Annotated in this window: 12 protein-coding genes; 11 read left to right on the forward strand and 1 reads right to left on the reverse strand. The window is 70.3% G+C overall.

Annotated features, from left to right (window positions below; all coding sequences use genetic code 11):
* Positions 1-25 precede the first annotated feature (25 nt).
* From Vqi01_RS12965 to Vqi01_RS13005, 9 genes are all read left to right on the forward strand, one after another.
* Positions 26-505 carry a MarR family winged helix-turn-helix transcriptional regulator gene (locus Vqi01_RS12965; RefSeq protein ID WP_239098365.1) on the forward strand — a complete coding sequence of 160 codons (480 nt, stop codon included), beginning with the start codon at positions 26-28 and terminating at the stop codon, positions 503-505.
* Between the two features lie 213 nt (positions 506-718).
* On the forward strand, positions 719-1,870 hold the full coding sequence (locus Vqi01_RS12970) for a serpin family protein (protein ID WP_204035010.1): 1,152 nt from the start codon (positions 719-721) through the stop codon (positions 1,868-1,870).
* 899 nt (positions 1,871-2,769) lie between these two features.
* Positions 2,770-3,828, forward strand: coding sequence for an ETX/MTX2 family pore-forming toxin (locus Vqi01_RS12975; RefSeq protein WP_204035011.1), 1,059 nt, complete (start codon positions 2,770-2,772; stop codon positions 3,826-3,828).
* A 157-nt stretch (positions 3,829-3,985) separates the two neighbouring features.
* The gene (locus tag Vqi01_RS12980) at positions 3,986-4,447 is read left to right on the forward strand and encodes a hypothetical protein (RefSeq protein WP_204035012.1); all 462 of its coding nucleotides are present in this window, start codon (positions 3,986-3,988) and stop codon (positions 4,445-4,447) included.
* A 27-nt stretch (positions 4,448-4,474) separates the two neighbouring features.
* On the forward strand, positions 4,475-6,457 hold the full coding sequence (locus tag Vqi01_RS12985) for a sensor histidine kinase (protein ID WP_239098366.1): 1,983 nt from the start codon (positions 4,475-4,477) through the stop codon (positions 6,455-6,457).
* Between the two features lie 35 nt (positions 6,458-6,492).
* Complete coding sequence (locus Vqi01_RS12990; RefSeq protein ID WP_204035013.1) at positions 6,493-7,164, forward strand: response regulator; 672 nt, start codon at positions 6,493-6,495, stop codon at positions 7,162-7,164.
* A 95-nt stretch (positions 7,165-7,259) separates the two neighbouring features.
* Positions 7,260-8,795 carry an arabinofuranosidase catalytic domain-containing protein gene (locus Vqi01_RS12995; protein ID WP_204035014.1) on the forward strand — a complete coding sequence of 512 codons (1,536 nt, stop codon included), beginning with the start codon at positions 7,260-7,262 and terminating at the stop codon, positions 8,793-8,795.
* Between the two features lie 324 nt (positions 8,796-9,119).
* Positions 9,120-9,458: a PadR family transcriptional regulator gene (locus tag Vqi01_RS13000; protein WP_204035015.1), complete on the forward strand. Its 339-nt coding sequence runs from the start codon at positions 9,120-9,122 to the stop codon at positions 9,456-9,458.
* A complete protein-coding gene (locus Vqi01_RS13005; protein WP_204035016.1) occupies positions 9,455-10,420 on the forward strand; it encodes an HAAS signaling domain-containing protein in 966 nt (321 codons plus the stop codon). The genes Vqi01_RS13000 and Vqi01_RS13005 overlap by 4 nt, the downstream gene beginning before the upstream one ends.
* Here Vqi01_RS13005 and Vqi01_RS13010 read toward each other — a convergent pair.
* On the reverse strand, positions 10,396-11,772 hold the full coding sequence (locus Vqi01_RS13010) for a hypothetical protein (RefSeq protein ID WP_239098367.1): 1,377 nt from the start codon (positions 11,770-11,772) through the stop codon (positions 10,396-10,398). The genes Vqi01_RS13005 and Vqi01_RS13010 overlap by 25 nt on opposite strands.
* A gap of 63 nt (positions 11,773-11,835) precedes the next feature.
* Between Vqi01_RS13010 and Vqi01_RS13015 the strand changes: the two genes are divergently transcribed.
* Together Vqi01_RS13015 and Vqi01_RS13020 are read left to right on the forward strand one after the other, a co-directional pair.
* On the forward strand, positions 11,836-13,359 hold the full coding sequence (locus Vqi01_RS13015; protein ID WP_204035017.1) for an NAD(P)/FAD-dependent oxidoreductase: 1,524 nt from the start codon (positions 11,836-11,838) through the stop codon (positions 13,357-13,359).
* Positions 13,360-13,404: 45 nt separating this feature from the next.
* A complete protein-coding gene (locus Vqi01_RS13020; RefSeq protein WP_204035018.1) occupies positions 13,405-14,025 on the forward strand; it encodes an L-threonylcarbamoyladenylate synthase in 621 nt (206 codons plus the stop codon).
* Positions 14,026-14,341: the final 316 nt, after the last annotated feature.

Raw genomic sequence — 14,341 nt, forward strand, 5'->3', positions numbered from 1 at the left:
AACGCAACGGGGTATGATCGGCGTCATGACCAGCAGAGCCGAAGCCGCGCACATGCCCGACCACGGCGGCATGAAGACGCCGGACAGGCTGCGCCGACGTGCCAGCCGCCTGCTGTCACAACTGACCGCCCAGTCGGATCGGCTGGTGACCGAAGGGCTGGCCAAGGCCGACGCCCGCAGGTGGCACTACGCTGTGCTCGCCTCGTTGCAGGAGTACGGCCCGGGCAGCCAGGCGACGTTGAGCCGACGTGCCGGCATCTACCGCAGCGACATGGTGGGCGTCCTCAACGAACTGGCGGAGCGCGGCCTCGTCGAGCGGGCGCCGGATCCCGGTGACCGCCGCCGCAACGTCATCACGATCACCATCCAGGGCCGCCGGCATCTGCGCCGCCTCGACAAGGTCCTGGACGACCTTCACGAGAAGCTACTCGCCCCGCTGCTCCCCGCCGAACGCGACCAGTTCGTGCAACTACTCACCCGCCTACTGGACCACCACTCGCCGTAATGAAAATTATCAGACTTCGATGTATTTGCGGTCTTGACCTGGTGCATCCCGACAAGACTGCACTACCGTCGCGGCATGGTCTCGCGTAGATCGGTTCTGCGGACGGTGCCGCTCGCAGCAGCCGCCCTCACCGCCGCCCCAGGTAAATCCCGTTGGCTCGGCCGGTCGGCCACAACAACGGATCCGGTACGCGTACCCCCTGATCCTGCCGCGATGGGTGCCGCCGCGACCGCGGTACGCGGCTTCACGGCCGACCTCTACCGCGCGTTGGCGTCGACCCGTGCCAGCGGCAACGTGGTGTGCGCGCCGTACTCGGTCGGGCTCGCGCTCGCGATGACCAGGGCGGGTGCCGGCTCGACCACGGCGGACGAAATGGATGCGGTGCTCCACGCGCCAAATCCACGACCCGGCGCGCTCGACAGCGGGCTCAACACGATCGATCAGGTGCTCGCCGACCGGTACCAGGACGGCGACGGAATCGCGCGGCCTCTGCTGACCACCGCCAACGCCCTGTGGACGCGACTCGACCTGGGCCTGCGGCCCGGCTTCCAGGACACTTTGGCCGGCTACTACGGTGCCGCGCCGCACCCGGTCGACTTCCGCGGCGCGCCGGAGGCGACCCGCCAGCAGATCAACACCTGGGTGTCCGACCGGACCAACGCGAAGATCCCGGAACTGTTGCCGTCCGGCGTCGTGGGCGCCGACACCAGCCTGATCCTCACCAACACGACCTACCTCAAGGCGGCCTGGAGGTATCCGTTCAACGCCATGGCCACGGCGACGGCGCCGTTCACCCGGGATGACGGCAGCGTTGTCGACGTTGCGATGATGCGCGGCCCGTTCGACGCGATGGGTTACCTGGAGGGCGACGGGTGGCGTGCGGTCGACGTGCCGTTCGCGGGCGACGGTCTGGGCATGGCCATCGTCATGCCGACCCGGGACGACCTCGCCGCGGTCGAGGCCAACCTCGACGTGGCGTGGCTGGGCGCGTTGCTGGCCGGGTTCCGGATCGCCACCGTCGAGCTGCGCCTGCCTCGGTGGGCGTTCCGCCTGCCGGCCGAGCTGGCTGCCGTGCTGAGTAGCCTCGGCATGCCCACGGCATTCACGTCGCAGGCTGACTTCACCGCCATGAGCACCGATCCGGCCCTGTGCATCGACGACGTGATGCACGAGACGTTCATCGCGGTGGACGAGAAGGGCACCGAGGCGGCAGCCGGATCGGCTGTCATCGTCCGGCCGCCGTCGGTCCCGCAGGGGCCGCAGTTCTTCGTGAACCGGCCGTTCCTGTACGTCATCCACGATTGGTTCACCGGCGTACCGCTGTTTCTCGGCCGGGTCCACGACCCGCTGGTCACCGGCCCGTAGCAGCTTCCAGCGAACTCAGCGAGCTGGGCGAGCATGTCCGCCGGCACCCGGTAGTCGATGAAGGACTCGACCGAATCGGTGTGCGACGTAGGGAATTCGTGGGCGTAGAAGTCGCGCGAGGCGACCATACGCTTCCAGGGGCCGACATCGTGCCAGACGAGCAGCGACTCGGTCGCTTCGTGTGGCTCGCCGTACGCGTCGATGACCAGCCGAGCTGCCTCACGGGATTCTTCCGGCCAGCCGTTGACGATCTCTGTTCCGCGTGCGCCACCCACCAGGTCATCCTTCGCTAGACGTCGATAGAACCCTCACCTGTCTTGGACAGCCCTTCCCGCCCACTACGTCGGTAAACCTCCAAGACCGGTAGTGCGGCGACCAATCGTCGCGGCAGGACGCGATCGTCCAAGGCAGCGAACTCGGAGGCGCTTGTCTGGTTGAGCGTCATGTCACTGTGAAATATTCATGTCCCTGTGACATCACGCTCTCGGAGCGAAGCGCAGCTTGCCAGCGCCCGTTCGCCGACACCCTCGCCGGGTGAGGCAGAAAAACCGGTCCGGCGGCGCGTAGAAGCTTTCGTGCGGTCGGCCGGTCTCCTTGATCGACTCCGTTTCGTCGGTATGGCGGTCTCCGATCGGCCGGGACACCGCCATCGCGGCGGAACGGCGAGCGGCGATGATCAAGGTCGCCCGATTCGTTTGTGCTGTCAGGTCGACAGAAGCAGTGCGCCCTCGTCACTCGGCCAGCCTCGGCGGGCCGGGACAACATCCCGACCCGCCGGGACAGCTGTCCCTGGTGCTCGGGTCTGCCGCCCGAACAGACTTCCCACGCGAAACGGCCGCTGCCGGCGCTCCGGCGGATGGCACGCCTCTGCACGAGGCGCGACGAGGAATCGAGGTTCGATGCGAGTACGAAGAAATGCGGCGCTCCTGAGTGCCGTCGTGACCGGATGGGCCATGGCCCTGGTGATGGCGCAGCCGGCGTCCGCAGCACCCAACTGTGACGTGCCTACGCCGCCGCCGATCTGCGATTTCGAGCTGCCGGAGGATCCGCCGCCGCCGACGTACGCTCCGGTTCTGGCCTTCGACGGCGCACGGCAGACGGTGTCCCCCTCCGGGGTGCACGTCTGGGGCTGGACGGCGGACGACGACGCGCCGACCACGCCGCTGACCGTGAACATCACCATCGACGGCGTCCTGGCCCGGTCCATGGTCGCCAACCAGAACCGGTCGGACGTCGCCGCCGCCTATCCGAAGTACGGTGCGGCACACGGCTTCGACGTGGTGCTGCCCGCCTCGGCCGCCCCCCACAACATCTGCGTGACGGCGATCAGTGTCGGCGGTGGACCGAACAAGTCGAGCTGCCGTCAGATGGACGAGATCGTCGAGTTCATGGCCTACAACGTCAGCTACGACCTGGCGCGGGCGCAACTGGTGGGCACGACGCTGCAGCAGTTGGACAAGGTGACGAACAAGAACGACACGACGGTGACGCAGACGACCGAGATCAGCGGTACGAAGACGGTGACGGACACCGAAGGATGGTCGGACACCACCGGCGTCCGGGTGTCGGTGTCGACCAGCATCAGAGCCGGAGTCCCGATCTTCGCCGACGGCAAGGTGACGGTCTCGGCCGAGGGGTCGTTCAGCTGGACGCAGAACGGTTCCACCTCCCGCAGCCGCACGGTGTCCTGGCGGCAGCCCGTGGTGGTGCCGGCGCGATCGATCGTGGAGGCGACGGTCACGGTCACGCACGCGACCATCAGGGTGCCGTACTCGCTCAGCGGCGAGTTCATCTACCGCAGCGGCGCCCGGCTCTGGGGAACGGTCGGTGGCTCGTTCGCCGGCGGCAACAGTGAGAACGTTCAGGTCAACCTGAAGCAGTACAACCTGGACGGTACGCCCGCCGCCGCCCCGGTCGTGCAGCCGCAGGCCAAGCTGCTCAAGATCACGCAAGCGTAGTAGGACAGCAGATGAGCCGGCTGCCGTGGCCTCGAAAAGCCGCCACGGCAGCCGGACGGCGGCGGCTCGGGGCGACCGGGGGGCTTCCCGAGCCGTCCCGACCACCGTTTGGACTGGTGCCCTACGGTCGGTCCGATTCACCGAAAAGGAGAGCGAGATGAGCCTGGTCCCGGCGGAAACGGACGGCCGTATCCTGCTGATCGCCAACGACGACACCTTCGCGCACACCTACCTGGACCTTCACCAGCTGTTGGCGGAGCAGTCCGAGGGCGACGAGTTGCGCGGCGCGGTGGAGTTCTTCGACACCACCGGGCGGCGGCTGGCGCCGGTGCTCGACGCGCAGTGGCGCCTGGTCGACCTGCGGCCGAGCAGCGAACCCGCCGATCCGGCGGCGGTGCGGCGGCGGCTGGAGGCGGTGCGTGACCACCTCGAACGGTTCCTGCGGGCAAACCCGGAGCTCCTGGCCCCCTACCGGCTCGGCGTCGCCGAGGCGGTGGACGCCCTGCCGCTGTTGGACGGCACGCTGACCGACGCCATCGACGAGATGCCGTGGCACCACCGCTCGCACAGGGGCAACTTCCTGCACAACGCCATGCACGCTGCCGGCTGGGCGCACTGACCGGCATCAGTGACCAGGAGGCCCACCGTGGCGCCGGGTGAGGGATTCATATCGAGTCGGCGCGGCCTGCTGGCCGGCGCGGCGGTGGCGGTGGCGCTGCTCGTCCTGGCCGGCCAGCTTTACCAGCGGGACCCGCTGCTGTTCGGGCCCAGTACGCTGACCGCGGTCTTCGCCGCCGCGTTCACCGCACTCGGCGCCCTGGTGCTGGCCGGGGTGCCCGCCCATCCGGTGGGCCGGTTGATGCTCGCCGCCGGCCTGGTCGCCACGGTCGCGGTGCTTGCGTTGAGCTGGTCGTCGTGGCTGCCGCTGGCCTGGTTGGGCCAGTGGCTGTGGTGGCCGCCGTACGCCCTGGTCTTCCTGGCGCTGCTGGTCTTCCCCGACGGGAAGCTACCCGGCCCGCGGTGGCGCGTCGTCGCCGCGGGTCTCGTCGGCTGCGCCGGGCTGACCACCGGCGCCTTCGCCATCGCCGCCCTCGACGACCCGCGCGGTCTGCTCTTCTCCGGCGAGCTTGCGGCGACCGGGCGGGCGCAGGTGCTGGTACGCATCGCCCTGTTGGCGATCGCCGCGCAGGCGCTGCTGGTGGTGGCGGTCCTGGTGTCGTTGGCCGGACGATGGCGCCGGGCGACGGGCCAGACCCGCCAGCAGTTGGCCTGCCTGCTGGTGGCGGGTGCCCTGTTCCTGCTCGGCGGTGTGCTCGACATGCTCAACCTGGCCGGGGCATGGGTGCTGATGGTGGTCGCCATCCCGGGCGCGATCACCCTCGCCGTGCTGCGTTACCGGCTCTACCAGCTGGAACAGGTGATCAACCGGACGCTGGTGTGGCTGGTGATGAGCCTGCTGGTGATCGCCGGTTTCGTGGCCATCGTCGCGCTGCTGCGGGATTTGGTCGTCGGCGCGGACACCTCGAACGCCTCCCTGGTCGCCACCGGACTGATCGCGATCACCTTCGAGCCACTGCGCGGCCGGGTGCAGCGGGGCGTCAACCGGTTGCTCTACGGAGACCGGGACGATCCGTACGGGATGCTGACCCGTCTCGGCGGCCTGCTGGAGCGGACCGGGCAGCCGCACGCGGTGCCGGCGCTGCTGACCGACACCATCGCCCGGTCCCTGCAGGTGCCCTATGTGGCGGTGGAGGTGGACGATCCCGAGGGAGGCGACCCGCCCGACGGCGGCGCGGTGCCCCGCCCGCAGGCGGTGCACGGCACGCCGACCACCTCGGTGGAGCGGTTCGACATGCTCATCCACGGTGAGCGGGTCGGCCAGTTGGTGGTGGCCCATCGCCGTACCGGTGAACGGTTCACCCCGAGGGAGCGCCGGATCCTCACCGATGTGGCGCGGCAGGCCACGGTCGCGGTGGCGACCGCCCGGCTGATCCGCCAACTGCGCCAGTCGCGGGAGGCGCTGGTGCTGGCCCGGGAGGAGGAGCGCCGCCGGCTGCGCCGGGATCTGCACGACGGGCTGGGGCCCACGTTCGCCGGCATGTCGATGCAGGTCCGCGCAGCGAGCAAACTTCCCGCCGGGTCGCCACGGCTCGGGCTGATCCTCGACGGGCTCGCGGACGACCTGCGCACCTGCACCGCGGAGGTGCGTCGGCTGGTGGACCAGTTGCGGCCGGCCGCGCTGGACCAGGGTTTGGAGTCGGCGCTGCGGGCGGAATGTCAGCGCTTCGACGGCCCGCAGCTGGCAACGCACCTACGCATCGATGGTGACCTGCGGGCGCTGCCTGCCGCGGTGGAGGTGGCGGCGTACCGGATAGTGGCCGAGGCACTGTCCAACGTGGCGCGTCACGCCCGGGCCAGCCGATGCGAGGTCCGGGTTTGCCGTGACGGCGGGCTGCTGGTGGAGGTGGCCGACGACGGGGTCGGAGTGGCCGGCCCGCGACCCGGCGGGGTGGGGCTGGACTCGATCCGGCACCGGGCGGCCGAACTCGGTGGCAGCTGCGAGATCACCGCCGGGGCGCGGGGTGGGACCCTGGTGCGGGTCCGGCTGCCCTGGGTCGAGGAGACGTAGCCGGCGACGGCGGGGACGACCGTGAGGGGACGAGCATGTCGGAACGGGCCCGGGTGTTGATCGTGGACGACCATCCGGTGGTGCGCCGCGGCCTGCGCACCATGCTGGAGGGCGAGTCGTGGGTGGCGGAGGTGATGGAGGCGGCCTCCTGCGCCGAGGCGGTCGCCGCGGTCGCGCACGGACAGGTCACCGTCGTGGCGATGGACATAGCGCTGCCGGACGGCGACGGGGTGCAGGCGACCGGTCAGATCCTGCGGCACCGGCCGGAGATCCGGGTGTTGATGCTGACCATGGCCGACGAGGAGGAGCTGGTCGCCCGCGCCCTGCGGATCGGTGCCCGAGGTTACCTGCTCAAGGACACCGACCCCGACCTGGTGGTGGATGCGCTGCGGACCGTGGCCGGCGGGGGTCTGGTGCTGGGCCCGGGGATCGGTGTCGCCGGGCTGGGCCGGGCGCAGCCGACGGCAGCCGCCAGTCTGCCACCGCCGTTCGACCGGCTCACCCCGCGCGAGCGGGACATCCTGGGGCACCTGGCCGCCGGTGAGGACAACGCACAGATCGCCCGCCGGTTCGGGCTGAGCACGAAGACCATCCGCAACCAGGTCTCGGCGATCCTCGGAAAGCTGGGCGTCTCCGACCGGGTGCAGGCGGCGCTGCTCGCCCGGAACGCCGGCATCTGCGCCACGACGAAGACGTCATACCAATGACGTTTAAGTTGCTCTATGCTTTGCGGAAATCGGTCACCCTTATCGAGGCAAGATCACGCAACTGACCCAGCCCTCCACCACCCCGAGGAAGCATCATGATCGTTGCGAGATTTCGGCGCCATCGCCCCCGACGGCTGGCGGTGATCGGCGCGTCAGTGCTCACCCTGGTCGGCGGCGCCGTCCTGGCTCCCCAGCTCCATGCCGCGATCGCCGCGCCGGTCGCTGCGGCCATCGCCCCCGGTCAGAGCGCCGCGATCACCGGCGTGGCGTCCGGACGATGCCTGGAGGTGCCGAACTCCAGCACCAGCAACGGCATCCAGACCCAGTTGTGGGACTGCACCGGCGCCACCAACCAGACCTGGACCTACACCGCCGCGAGGCAACTTCAGGTGTACGGCAACAAGTGCCTGGACGCCAACGGCGCTGGCACCAGCAACGGCACCCAGGTCATCATCTGGGACTGCCACGGCGGCACCAACCAGCAGTGGAACGTCAACGCCAACGGCACCATCACCGGCGTACAGTCCGGACTCTGCCTGGACGCCAACGGCGCCGGCACCGGCAACGGCACGAAGATCATCCTCTGGTCCTGCCACGGCAACACCAACCAGCAGTGGACCTCGCCGACGCCCCCGCCGACGAGCCCACCGCCCTCGCCACCGGCCGGGTCACTGCCCTGTGACATCTACGCGGCCGGCGGCACGCCGTGCGTGGCGGCGCACAGCACGACCCGAGCGCTGTATGCCGCGTACCGCGGGAACCTGTACCAGGTCCGGCGCTCGTCGGACAACACCACCCGCGACATCGGCCTGTTGACCACCGGCGGTACGTCCAACGCGGCGACCCAGGACTCGTTCTGCGCCGGCACGCAGTGTGTGATCACCGTGATCTACGACCAGTCCGGCCGCGGCAACGACCTGTGGTACCAGGGCTCCAGCGTCGTCCCCGGCTCTCCGCAGAGCCGGCCGGCGATCGCCACCTCCGAGTCGCTGACCATCGGGGGCAGCAAGGCATACTCGCTGTACATCAATCCGGGCAACAGCTACTGGCGCGACGGTCACCTCACTGGTGTGCCGACCGGCAGCGCCCCCGAGGGCATGTACATGGTGACCAGTGGCACGCACGTCAACAACGGCTGCTGCTTCGACTACGGAAACAGCGAGACGACCCGCAAAGCCGACGCGGCCGGCGCGATGGACGCGATCAACTTCAGCACCCAGTGCTGGTTCGGCGGCTGCTCGGGGTCGGGTCCGTGGGTGCAGGCTGACCTGGAATGGGGGCTCTACCCCGGCGGCAGCCAGTCCTGGAACCCGAACCAGCGGGCCTTCCCCCACAAGTTCGTCACCGCCACCCTGAAGAACAACGGCACCACCCGCTTCGCCATCAAGGGCAGCAACGCCCAGTCCGGCAGCCTCTACACGCTCTACGAAGGACCGCTTCCTCCCGGATACAGCCCGATGAAGAAGCAGGGCGCGATCATCCTGGGCAGCGGCGGGGACTGCTGCAAACCCGACGGCGGGGCCAACCTCAGCGCCGGCACCTTCTACGAGGGCGCCATGGTCGCCGGCTACCCCTCCGACGCCACCGAGAACGCCGTGCACGCCAACATCATCGCCGCCGGCTATCGCTAGCGGTCTTGTTCCGACGCCTGTGGGCGCCCTATGGCACACCCATGCCGTAGGGCGCCCTGGTCGGAGGTGCTTTGTCTGGTTGAGCGGTGACACATGTCTGTGTGACATGACGCCTTCAGAGCGAATGGCAGCTCGCCCACTTCGGCTTCCGGTTTCCGCGAGCGAACTGACCAGCGGGCTGGCAGGTTCCCCAGAACAGACGCGGTCGTGATCGTTGGCAGCTCAGCGGTTCGACACGCCGGGGCGATGACCGCTGAGCCGCCAACGATCACGGGTTGGATGCGGGCTTGACAGTTATCTTGTTATGCAAGGTATCTTGTCGGCATGGACGGAGCGCGCGAGCGGATCACCACCAACATTCGCAAGGGCGTCCTCGAATACTGCGTCCTCGCGCTGCTCTCCCAGCGCGACATGTACGGCCTGGAGTTGGCCGACACCCTCGTCGCCCGCGGTCTGACCGCGAGTGAAGGCAGCCTGTACCCGCTGCTCGCCCGCATGCGGCAGGCGGGCAGCGTCGAGACCCGCTGGCTGACCCCGGAGCAGGGGCATGCGCGGCGGTACTACGCGATCACGGACCAGGGGCGGGCGCAGTTGCGCGTGTTCGCGGCGGTGTGGCGCGACATCCAGCCGCACGTGGACGAACTGATAACGGAGGAAGCATGACCAGCCACGCCCTACCCGAGGCGGCGGAGACCTACCTGCGGGCGCTCGGTGCGGAGTTGTCGGACGCGCCGCCCGACACCGTACGGGAGATCGTCGAGGACGTCCGCGCGCACCTCACCGACGCGCTGGGCAGCGGCCGGACCATGGACCAGGCGCTGGCCGGGCTCGGCAGCCCGCAGGCCGTGGCGGGCCAGGCGCGCGACGAGCTCGCACTTGCCGGTGGCGCTGCCGACCACGCGGAGCGTGCCGGCCGGACCCTGCGCGCGGTCGCGGTGGCGGTCGGCGTGCTGGCCGCTGTGTGCGTGAGTTTCCTGCTGCCGTTCGCGGCTCTGCCGCTGGACCTGGCTCAGGTCGGTCCGGACGGGCAGAGCATCGTGCAGCGGTACGGCCCCGGGTTCGCGTTGCTCACCCTGCTGCCGGCGCTCATCGCGGCGGCGCCGTTCGCGCTGCCCGCCCGGGCACGCCGGGTGGCCGGCACGGTCGGCGCCGTGGTTCTCACCGCCTTCACGTTCGTCTCGGGCGAGATCGGTCTGTACTACTTCCCGCTCGTGCTCCTGCTCTGGGCGGCGGTGATCGTGCCGTCGGCGGCGCGGCGCGGGATCGGCCGGGTCGCCGTACGGGCGTGGCACCTCGTCGCCGCGGCGTTCGTGGCCCTGCCCGCGATACTGGTCGGGTCCTCGATCGCCACCGGAACGGTCGGTGTGGACTGGGTCGGCGTGGCGCTGTGGGGCGTCGGGCCGCTGGTCCTCGGCGTGCTGTGCGGGTACGGACTCCGGGCCGGGTACGCGGTGACCGCGCTGGCCGGCGCCCTGGTCATGATCCTTTCGATGGTCCAGCCCGGCCTGCTCTTCGCGGCCTTCTGGCTGTTCGGCGGGCTGTACCTGACGATCGGAGCCAGCGGGTTCGTCGCGGTACGGGCGCGCGAGGCGGCGCCGCGTCAGATGATGAAGCGCGTCCAGTAGGCGAGCCAGACGACGAACAGGGCGCCCTGGAGCAGCGCGAGCGCGGCGGTCAACCAGACGTCGACCATCGGCCGCCGCGCCCAGCCGGCCAGCACGAGAGCAACCGGGAACACGGCGAGCAGGTAGCGCAGCAGGCTCTTGTAGACGGGTTGGCCCATCGACAGCGGCACCAGCACCATCATCAGCCCGTACACCAGATAGGGCAGGCCCAGGCGACGGGTGCCGGCGACGAGAACGGCCAGGACCCCGACGGCGACCCAGACCCGTGCCGCGTCCGGCGCCGCCCCGGTCAGACCGCCCCAGAGTACGCCGAGCGGATTCTGCACGCGGATGTTCCAGCCCTGCTCCTGCGCGTGCTTGTAGGCGAACCAGTCCCCGCCCTGCCAACGGCAGAACGCCATGAAGGTGAGCCAACCGGCGGGCAGCAGCACCAGCGGCCAGCCGGACCGCAGGTAGCCCCTCAGGGCGCGCGGGCCCAGCCGGTAACCGCCCTGTCCGAGCAGTACCAGGGCCAGCGGAAGGGCCACGAAGAACCCGGCCGACCGGCTCAGCGCGAGAAAGAAGCCGACCACGCCGACCAGCAGCCATCGCCGTTTCTCCGCGTAGTAGAAGGTCGCCAGCGCCAGGCAGAGGAAGAGCGACTCGGTGAGCGCCGCGTGGAACAGGAAGGCGGTGGGCAGCAGCACCAGGTACCGCACGAACCGCCGGGCCGCCTGGCCGTGCCCGGCAGCGTCCCGACCAGCGGCGTCCTGACCGGCGGCGTCCTGACCGGCGGCGTCCTGACCGGCGGCGTCCCGACCAGCGGCGTCCTGACCGGCGGCGTCCTGACCCGTGGCGGTGATCAGCAGGCGCTCGCCGAGTCGGTAGGCGTAGTAGAGCACGCCGAGGAAGGCCGCGTTGGCGACGACCAGCAGCGCCAGCGCGGTGTCACCGCCCAGCAGCGGGGCGAGCGGCCGGGCGAGGAACGGGTACAGCAGGGGAAAGGCGAACTCGCGCCACGGCTCGTCCAGCGGCAGCCGGGCCAGGTGGTCGTAGAGGAACGAGTCCCAGGCGAACCAGAGCGACAGCCACCGGTGCGGCGAGATGTCCCGCTGCTGGTGACGGGTCAGGTCGTCGGGCGGCGGCGCCCAGTGGATCGCGTCGAAGGCGGCGAGCGCGAGCACCCCGACCAGACTGAGGATGATCTTCGTGCCGACGAAGACGATGAGCACGTACGGCCAGGGCGCGGGCACCCGCGCGAGCAGCCGGCGCATCCGGCCCGTCCCGACCATCCGCCCCCCGACCGTACCCGCCTCGAACCGGTGCCGCGTACCCGCGCCGGAGCCGATCACGCCCGCCGCCGCAGGTGACATCTGCGGCAGGTCGGGTAACCGGCCAACCGTTCTGGCCGATGGGCGTACGGAGGCGGCGGAAGCATGGGCGACGAACACGGCACCGTGGTGATCGGCGCGGGTCCGGCGGGGCTGACCGCGGCGTACGAGCTGCGCCGCCGTGGCGCCCCGGTGCGGGTGTTCGAGGCCGACGAGGTGGTCGGTGGCATCAGCCGGACCGTGGAGCGCGACGGGTGGCGCTTCGACATCGGCGGGCACCGGTTCTTCACGAAGGTGTCCCGGGTCGAGGACTTCTGGCACGAGATCCTGCCCGACGAGGACTTCCTGCTCCGGCCCCGGATGAGCCGGATCTACTACCGGGGGGCGCTCTACGACTACCCGTTGAACGCCGGCAACGCGCTGCGCAACCTGGGGCTCTGGGAGGCGGCCCGGTGCATGGGCTCGTACGCGCGGGCGCGGCTGCGGCCACCGGCGGACCAGTCGCACTTCGAGGGGTGGGTCTCGGCCCGGTTCGGTTGGCGGCTGTACTCGATCTTCTTCAAGACGTACACGGAGAAGGTGTGGGGCATCCCGGCCGACCAGCTGCAGGCGGACTGGGCGGCGCAGCGGATCAAGAACCTGTCGCTGGCCAAGGCGGTCCGCAACGCGGTGCTGCCGAGACGTAACCGCAAGGACGTGGCGAGCCTGATCCAGGAGTTCCAGTACCCGAAGCTGGGACCCGGGATGATGTGGGAACGCTGCGCCGAGGAGGTACGCCGGGGCGGCGGCACGGTGGAGATCGGCACCCGGGTGACCGCCGTGCACCGCGACCCGGAGCGGCGCCGCGCGGTCGCCGTCAGCGTCGAGGGCGCCGGCGGGCCGCGCACCGAGGCGGCCGACCACGTGGTCTCCTCGATGCCCATCTCCGAACTGGTGGCGACGCTGCGTCCTGCTCCGCCGCCGGAGGTCCGGGCCGCCGCCGAGGATTTGCGCTACCGGGACTTCCTCACCGTGGCGCTGGTGGTGCCCGCCGAGTTCTCCTTCCCCGACAACTGGATCTACGTTCACGACCCCGATGTGCGGGTGGGCCGGATCCAGAACTTCGGCTCCTGGTCGCCGTACCTGGTGAAGGACGGCCGCACCTGCCTGGGGCTGGAGTACTTCGTGTCGGTGGACGACGAGACCTGGCGTACGCCCGACGCCGACCTGATCGCCTCCGCGACCAGGGAGCTGGAGCAGTTGGGGTTGATCCGGCCCGGGGCCGTCGAGGCCGGCTACGTGGTGCGGATGCCGAAGGCGTACCCGGTCTACGACGAGCGCTACCAGCACAACGTCGACGTGATCCGGCAGTGGCTGGCGCGCGAGGTGCCGAACGTGCACCCGGTCGGGCGCAACGGCATGCACCGCTACAACAACCAGGACCACTCGATGCTGACGGCGATGCTGACCGCTGAGAACATCGCCCACGACGCCGGCCACGACGTCTGGTCGGTCAACGTGGAGAAGGACTACCACGAGGAGACGGCCCGCCGCGACGAGCGCCGGGGCACCGGGCGCGACGCTCCGCTGATGCCGGCCCCGCCGCCGCCCTCCGCGGCCACCGTGTCGCCTGCCCGCGACCGGCCGTGACCGGCGTGGTTTGCCGTCTCGGGCCGGAACTCTAGGGTGGTGGGCATGGCGAGGTACTACGACGTGCACCCGGACAATCCCCAGCCCCGGATCATCCGGCAGGCCGTCGACCTCGTCCGCGACGGCGGTCTGATCGCCTATCCCACGGATTCCTGCTTCGCCCTGGGCTGTCGACTGGACAACCGGGAGGGGCTGGACCGCATCCGCGAGATCCGGCACCTGGACGACCGGCACCACTTCACGCTGGTGTGCCGGGACTTCGCCCAGCTCGGCCAGTTCGTGCAGGTCAGCAACGCGATCTTCCGCCTGGTGAAGGCGTCCACCCCGGGCAGCTACACCTTCATCCTGCCCGCCACCCGGGAGGTGCCGCGCCGGATGCTGCACCCGCGCAAACGCACCGTCGGCGTCCGCGTACCCGCGCACACCGTCGCCCAGGCGCTGCTGGCCGAGTTGGGCGAGCCGCTGGTGTCGAGCACGCTGATCCTGCCCGGGGAGGAGGAGCCGCTCACCCAGGGCTGGGAGATCAAGGAGCGGCTGGACCACCAGCTCGACGCGGTGGTCGACGCGGGGGAGTGCGGCAAGGAGCCGACCACCGTGGTCGACCTCTCCGAGGACGAGCCGGAGATCCTGCGCCGGGGCGCCGGCGATCCGTCCCGCTTCGAGTGATCGGCTGCCCGGCCCTCCGAGCCGGCGTGCGGCCCGCTTCTACCACATGCTGGGACTTCGACGGGACGCTGGCCTGCGCGCTCGGCTCCCCGGAAATCGGCTCCCCGGAAACCCGCCGGGCACCGGCCGCCGCCCGCCCCGCCGCCGGTGCTGGCCGCCGCTCGTCCTCGACCTCGCCCCCGGCCAGTGGCCGCGGGCCGCAGCCGGGCGGCGACCGCCCCCACACCGCCGCCCTTTGCTCTGCTTCAACCCACGCAACGGCCGGCGGCCGAAACCGTTGCGTCCGGTGAAGCAGAGCAAAGGGCTCGCGGGAGAG

It is taken from the genome of Micromonospora qiuiae (assembly GCF_016863555.1).
GTDB lineage: Bacteria > Actinomycetota > Actinomycetes > Mycobacteriales > Micromonosporaceae > Micromonospora > Micromonospora qiuiae.

What these genes read in the sequence shown, in the direction of transcription:
- Vqi01_RS13000 (WP_204035015.1), top strand. Translation starts at nt 9,120, where the DNA reads ATGGACGGAGCGCGCGAGCGGATCACCACCAACATTCGCAAGGGCGTC.
- Vqi01_RS13020 (WP_204035018.1), top strand. Translation starts at nt 13,405, where the DNA reads ATGGCGAGGTACTACGACGTGCACCCGGACAATCCCCAGCCCCGGATC.
- Vqi01_RS13005 (WP_204035016.1), top strand. Translation starts at nt 9,455, where the DNA reads ATGACCAGCCACGCCCTACCCGAGGCGGCGGAGACCTACCTGCGGGCG.
- Vqi01_RS12980 (WP_204035012.1), top strand. Translation starts at nt 3,986, where the DNA reads ATGAGCCTGGTCCCGGCGGAAACGGACGGCCGTATCCTGCTGATCGCC.
- Vqi01_RS12990 (WP_204035013.1), top strand. Translation starts at nt 6,493, where the DNA reads ATGTCGGAACGGGCCCGGGTGTTGATCGTGGACGACCATCCGGTGGTG.
- Vqi01_RS13010 (WP_239098367.1), bottom strand. Translation starts at nt 11,772, where the DNA reads ATGTCACCTGCGGCGGCGGGCGTGATCGGCTCCGGCGCGGGTACGCGG.
- Vqi01_RS12995 (WP_204035014.1), top strand. Translation starts at nt 7,260, where the DNA reads ATGATCGTTGCGAGATTTCGGCGCCATCGCCCCCGACGGCTGGCGGTG.
- Vqi01_RS12965 (WP_239098365.1), top strand. Translation starts at nt 26, where the DNA reads ATGACCAGCAGAGCCGAAGCCGCGCACATGCCCGACCACGGCGGCATG.
- Vqi01_RS13015 (WP_204035017.1), top strand. Translation starts at nt 11,836, where the DNA reads ATGGGCGACGAACACGGCACCGTGGTGATCGGCGCGGGTCCGGCGGGG.
- Vqi01_RS12970 (WP_204035010.1), top strand. Translation starts at nt 719, where the DNA reads ATGGGTGCCGCCGCGACCGCGGTACGCGGCTTCACGGCCGACCTCTAC.
- Vqi01_RS12975 (WP_204035011.1), top strand. Translation starts at nt 2,770, where the DNA reads ATGCGAGTACGAAGAAATGCGGCGCTCCTGAGTGCCGTCGTGACCGGA.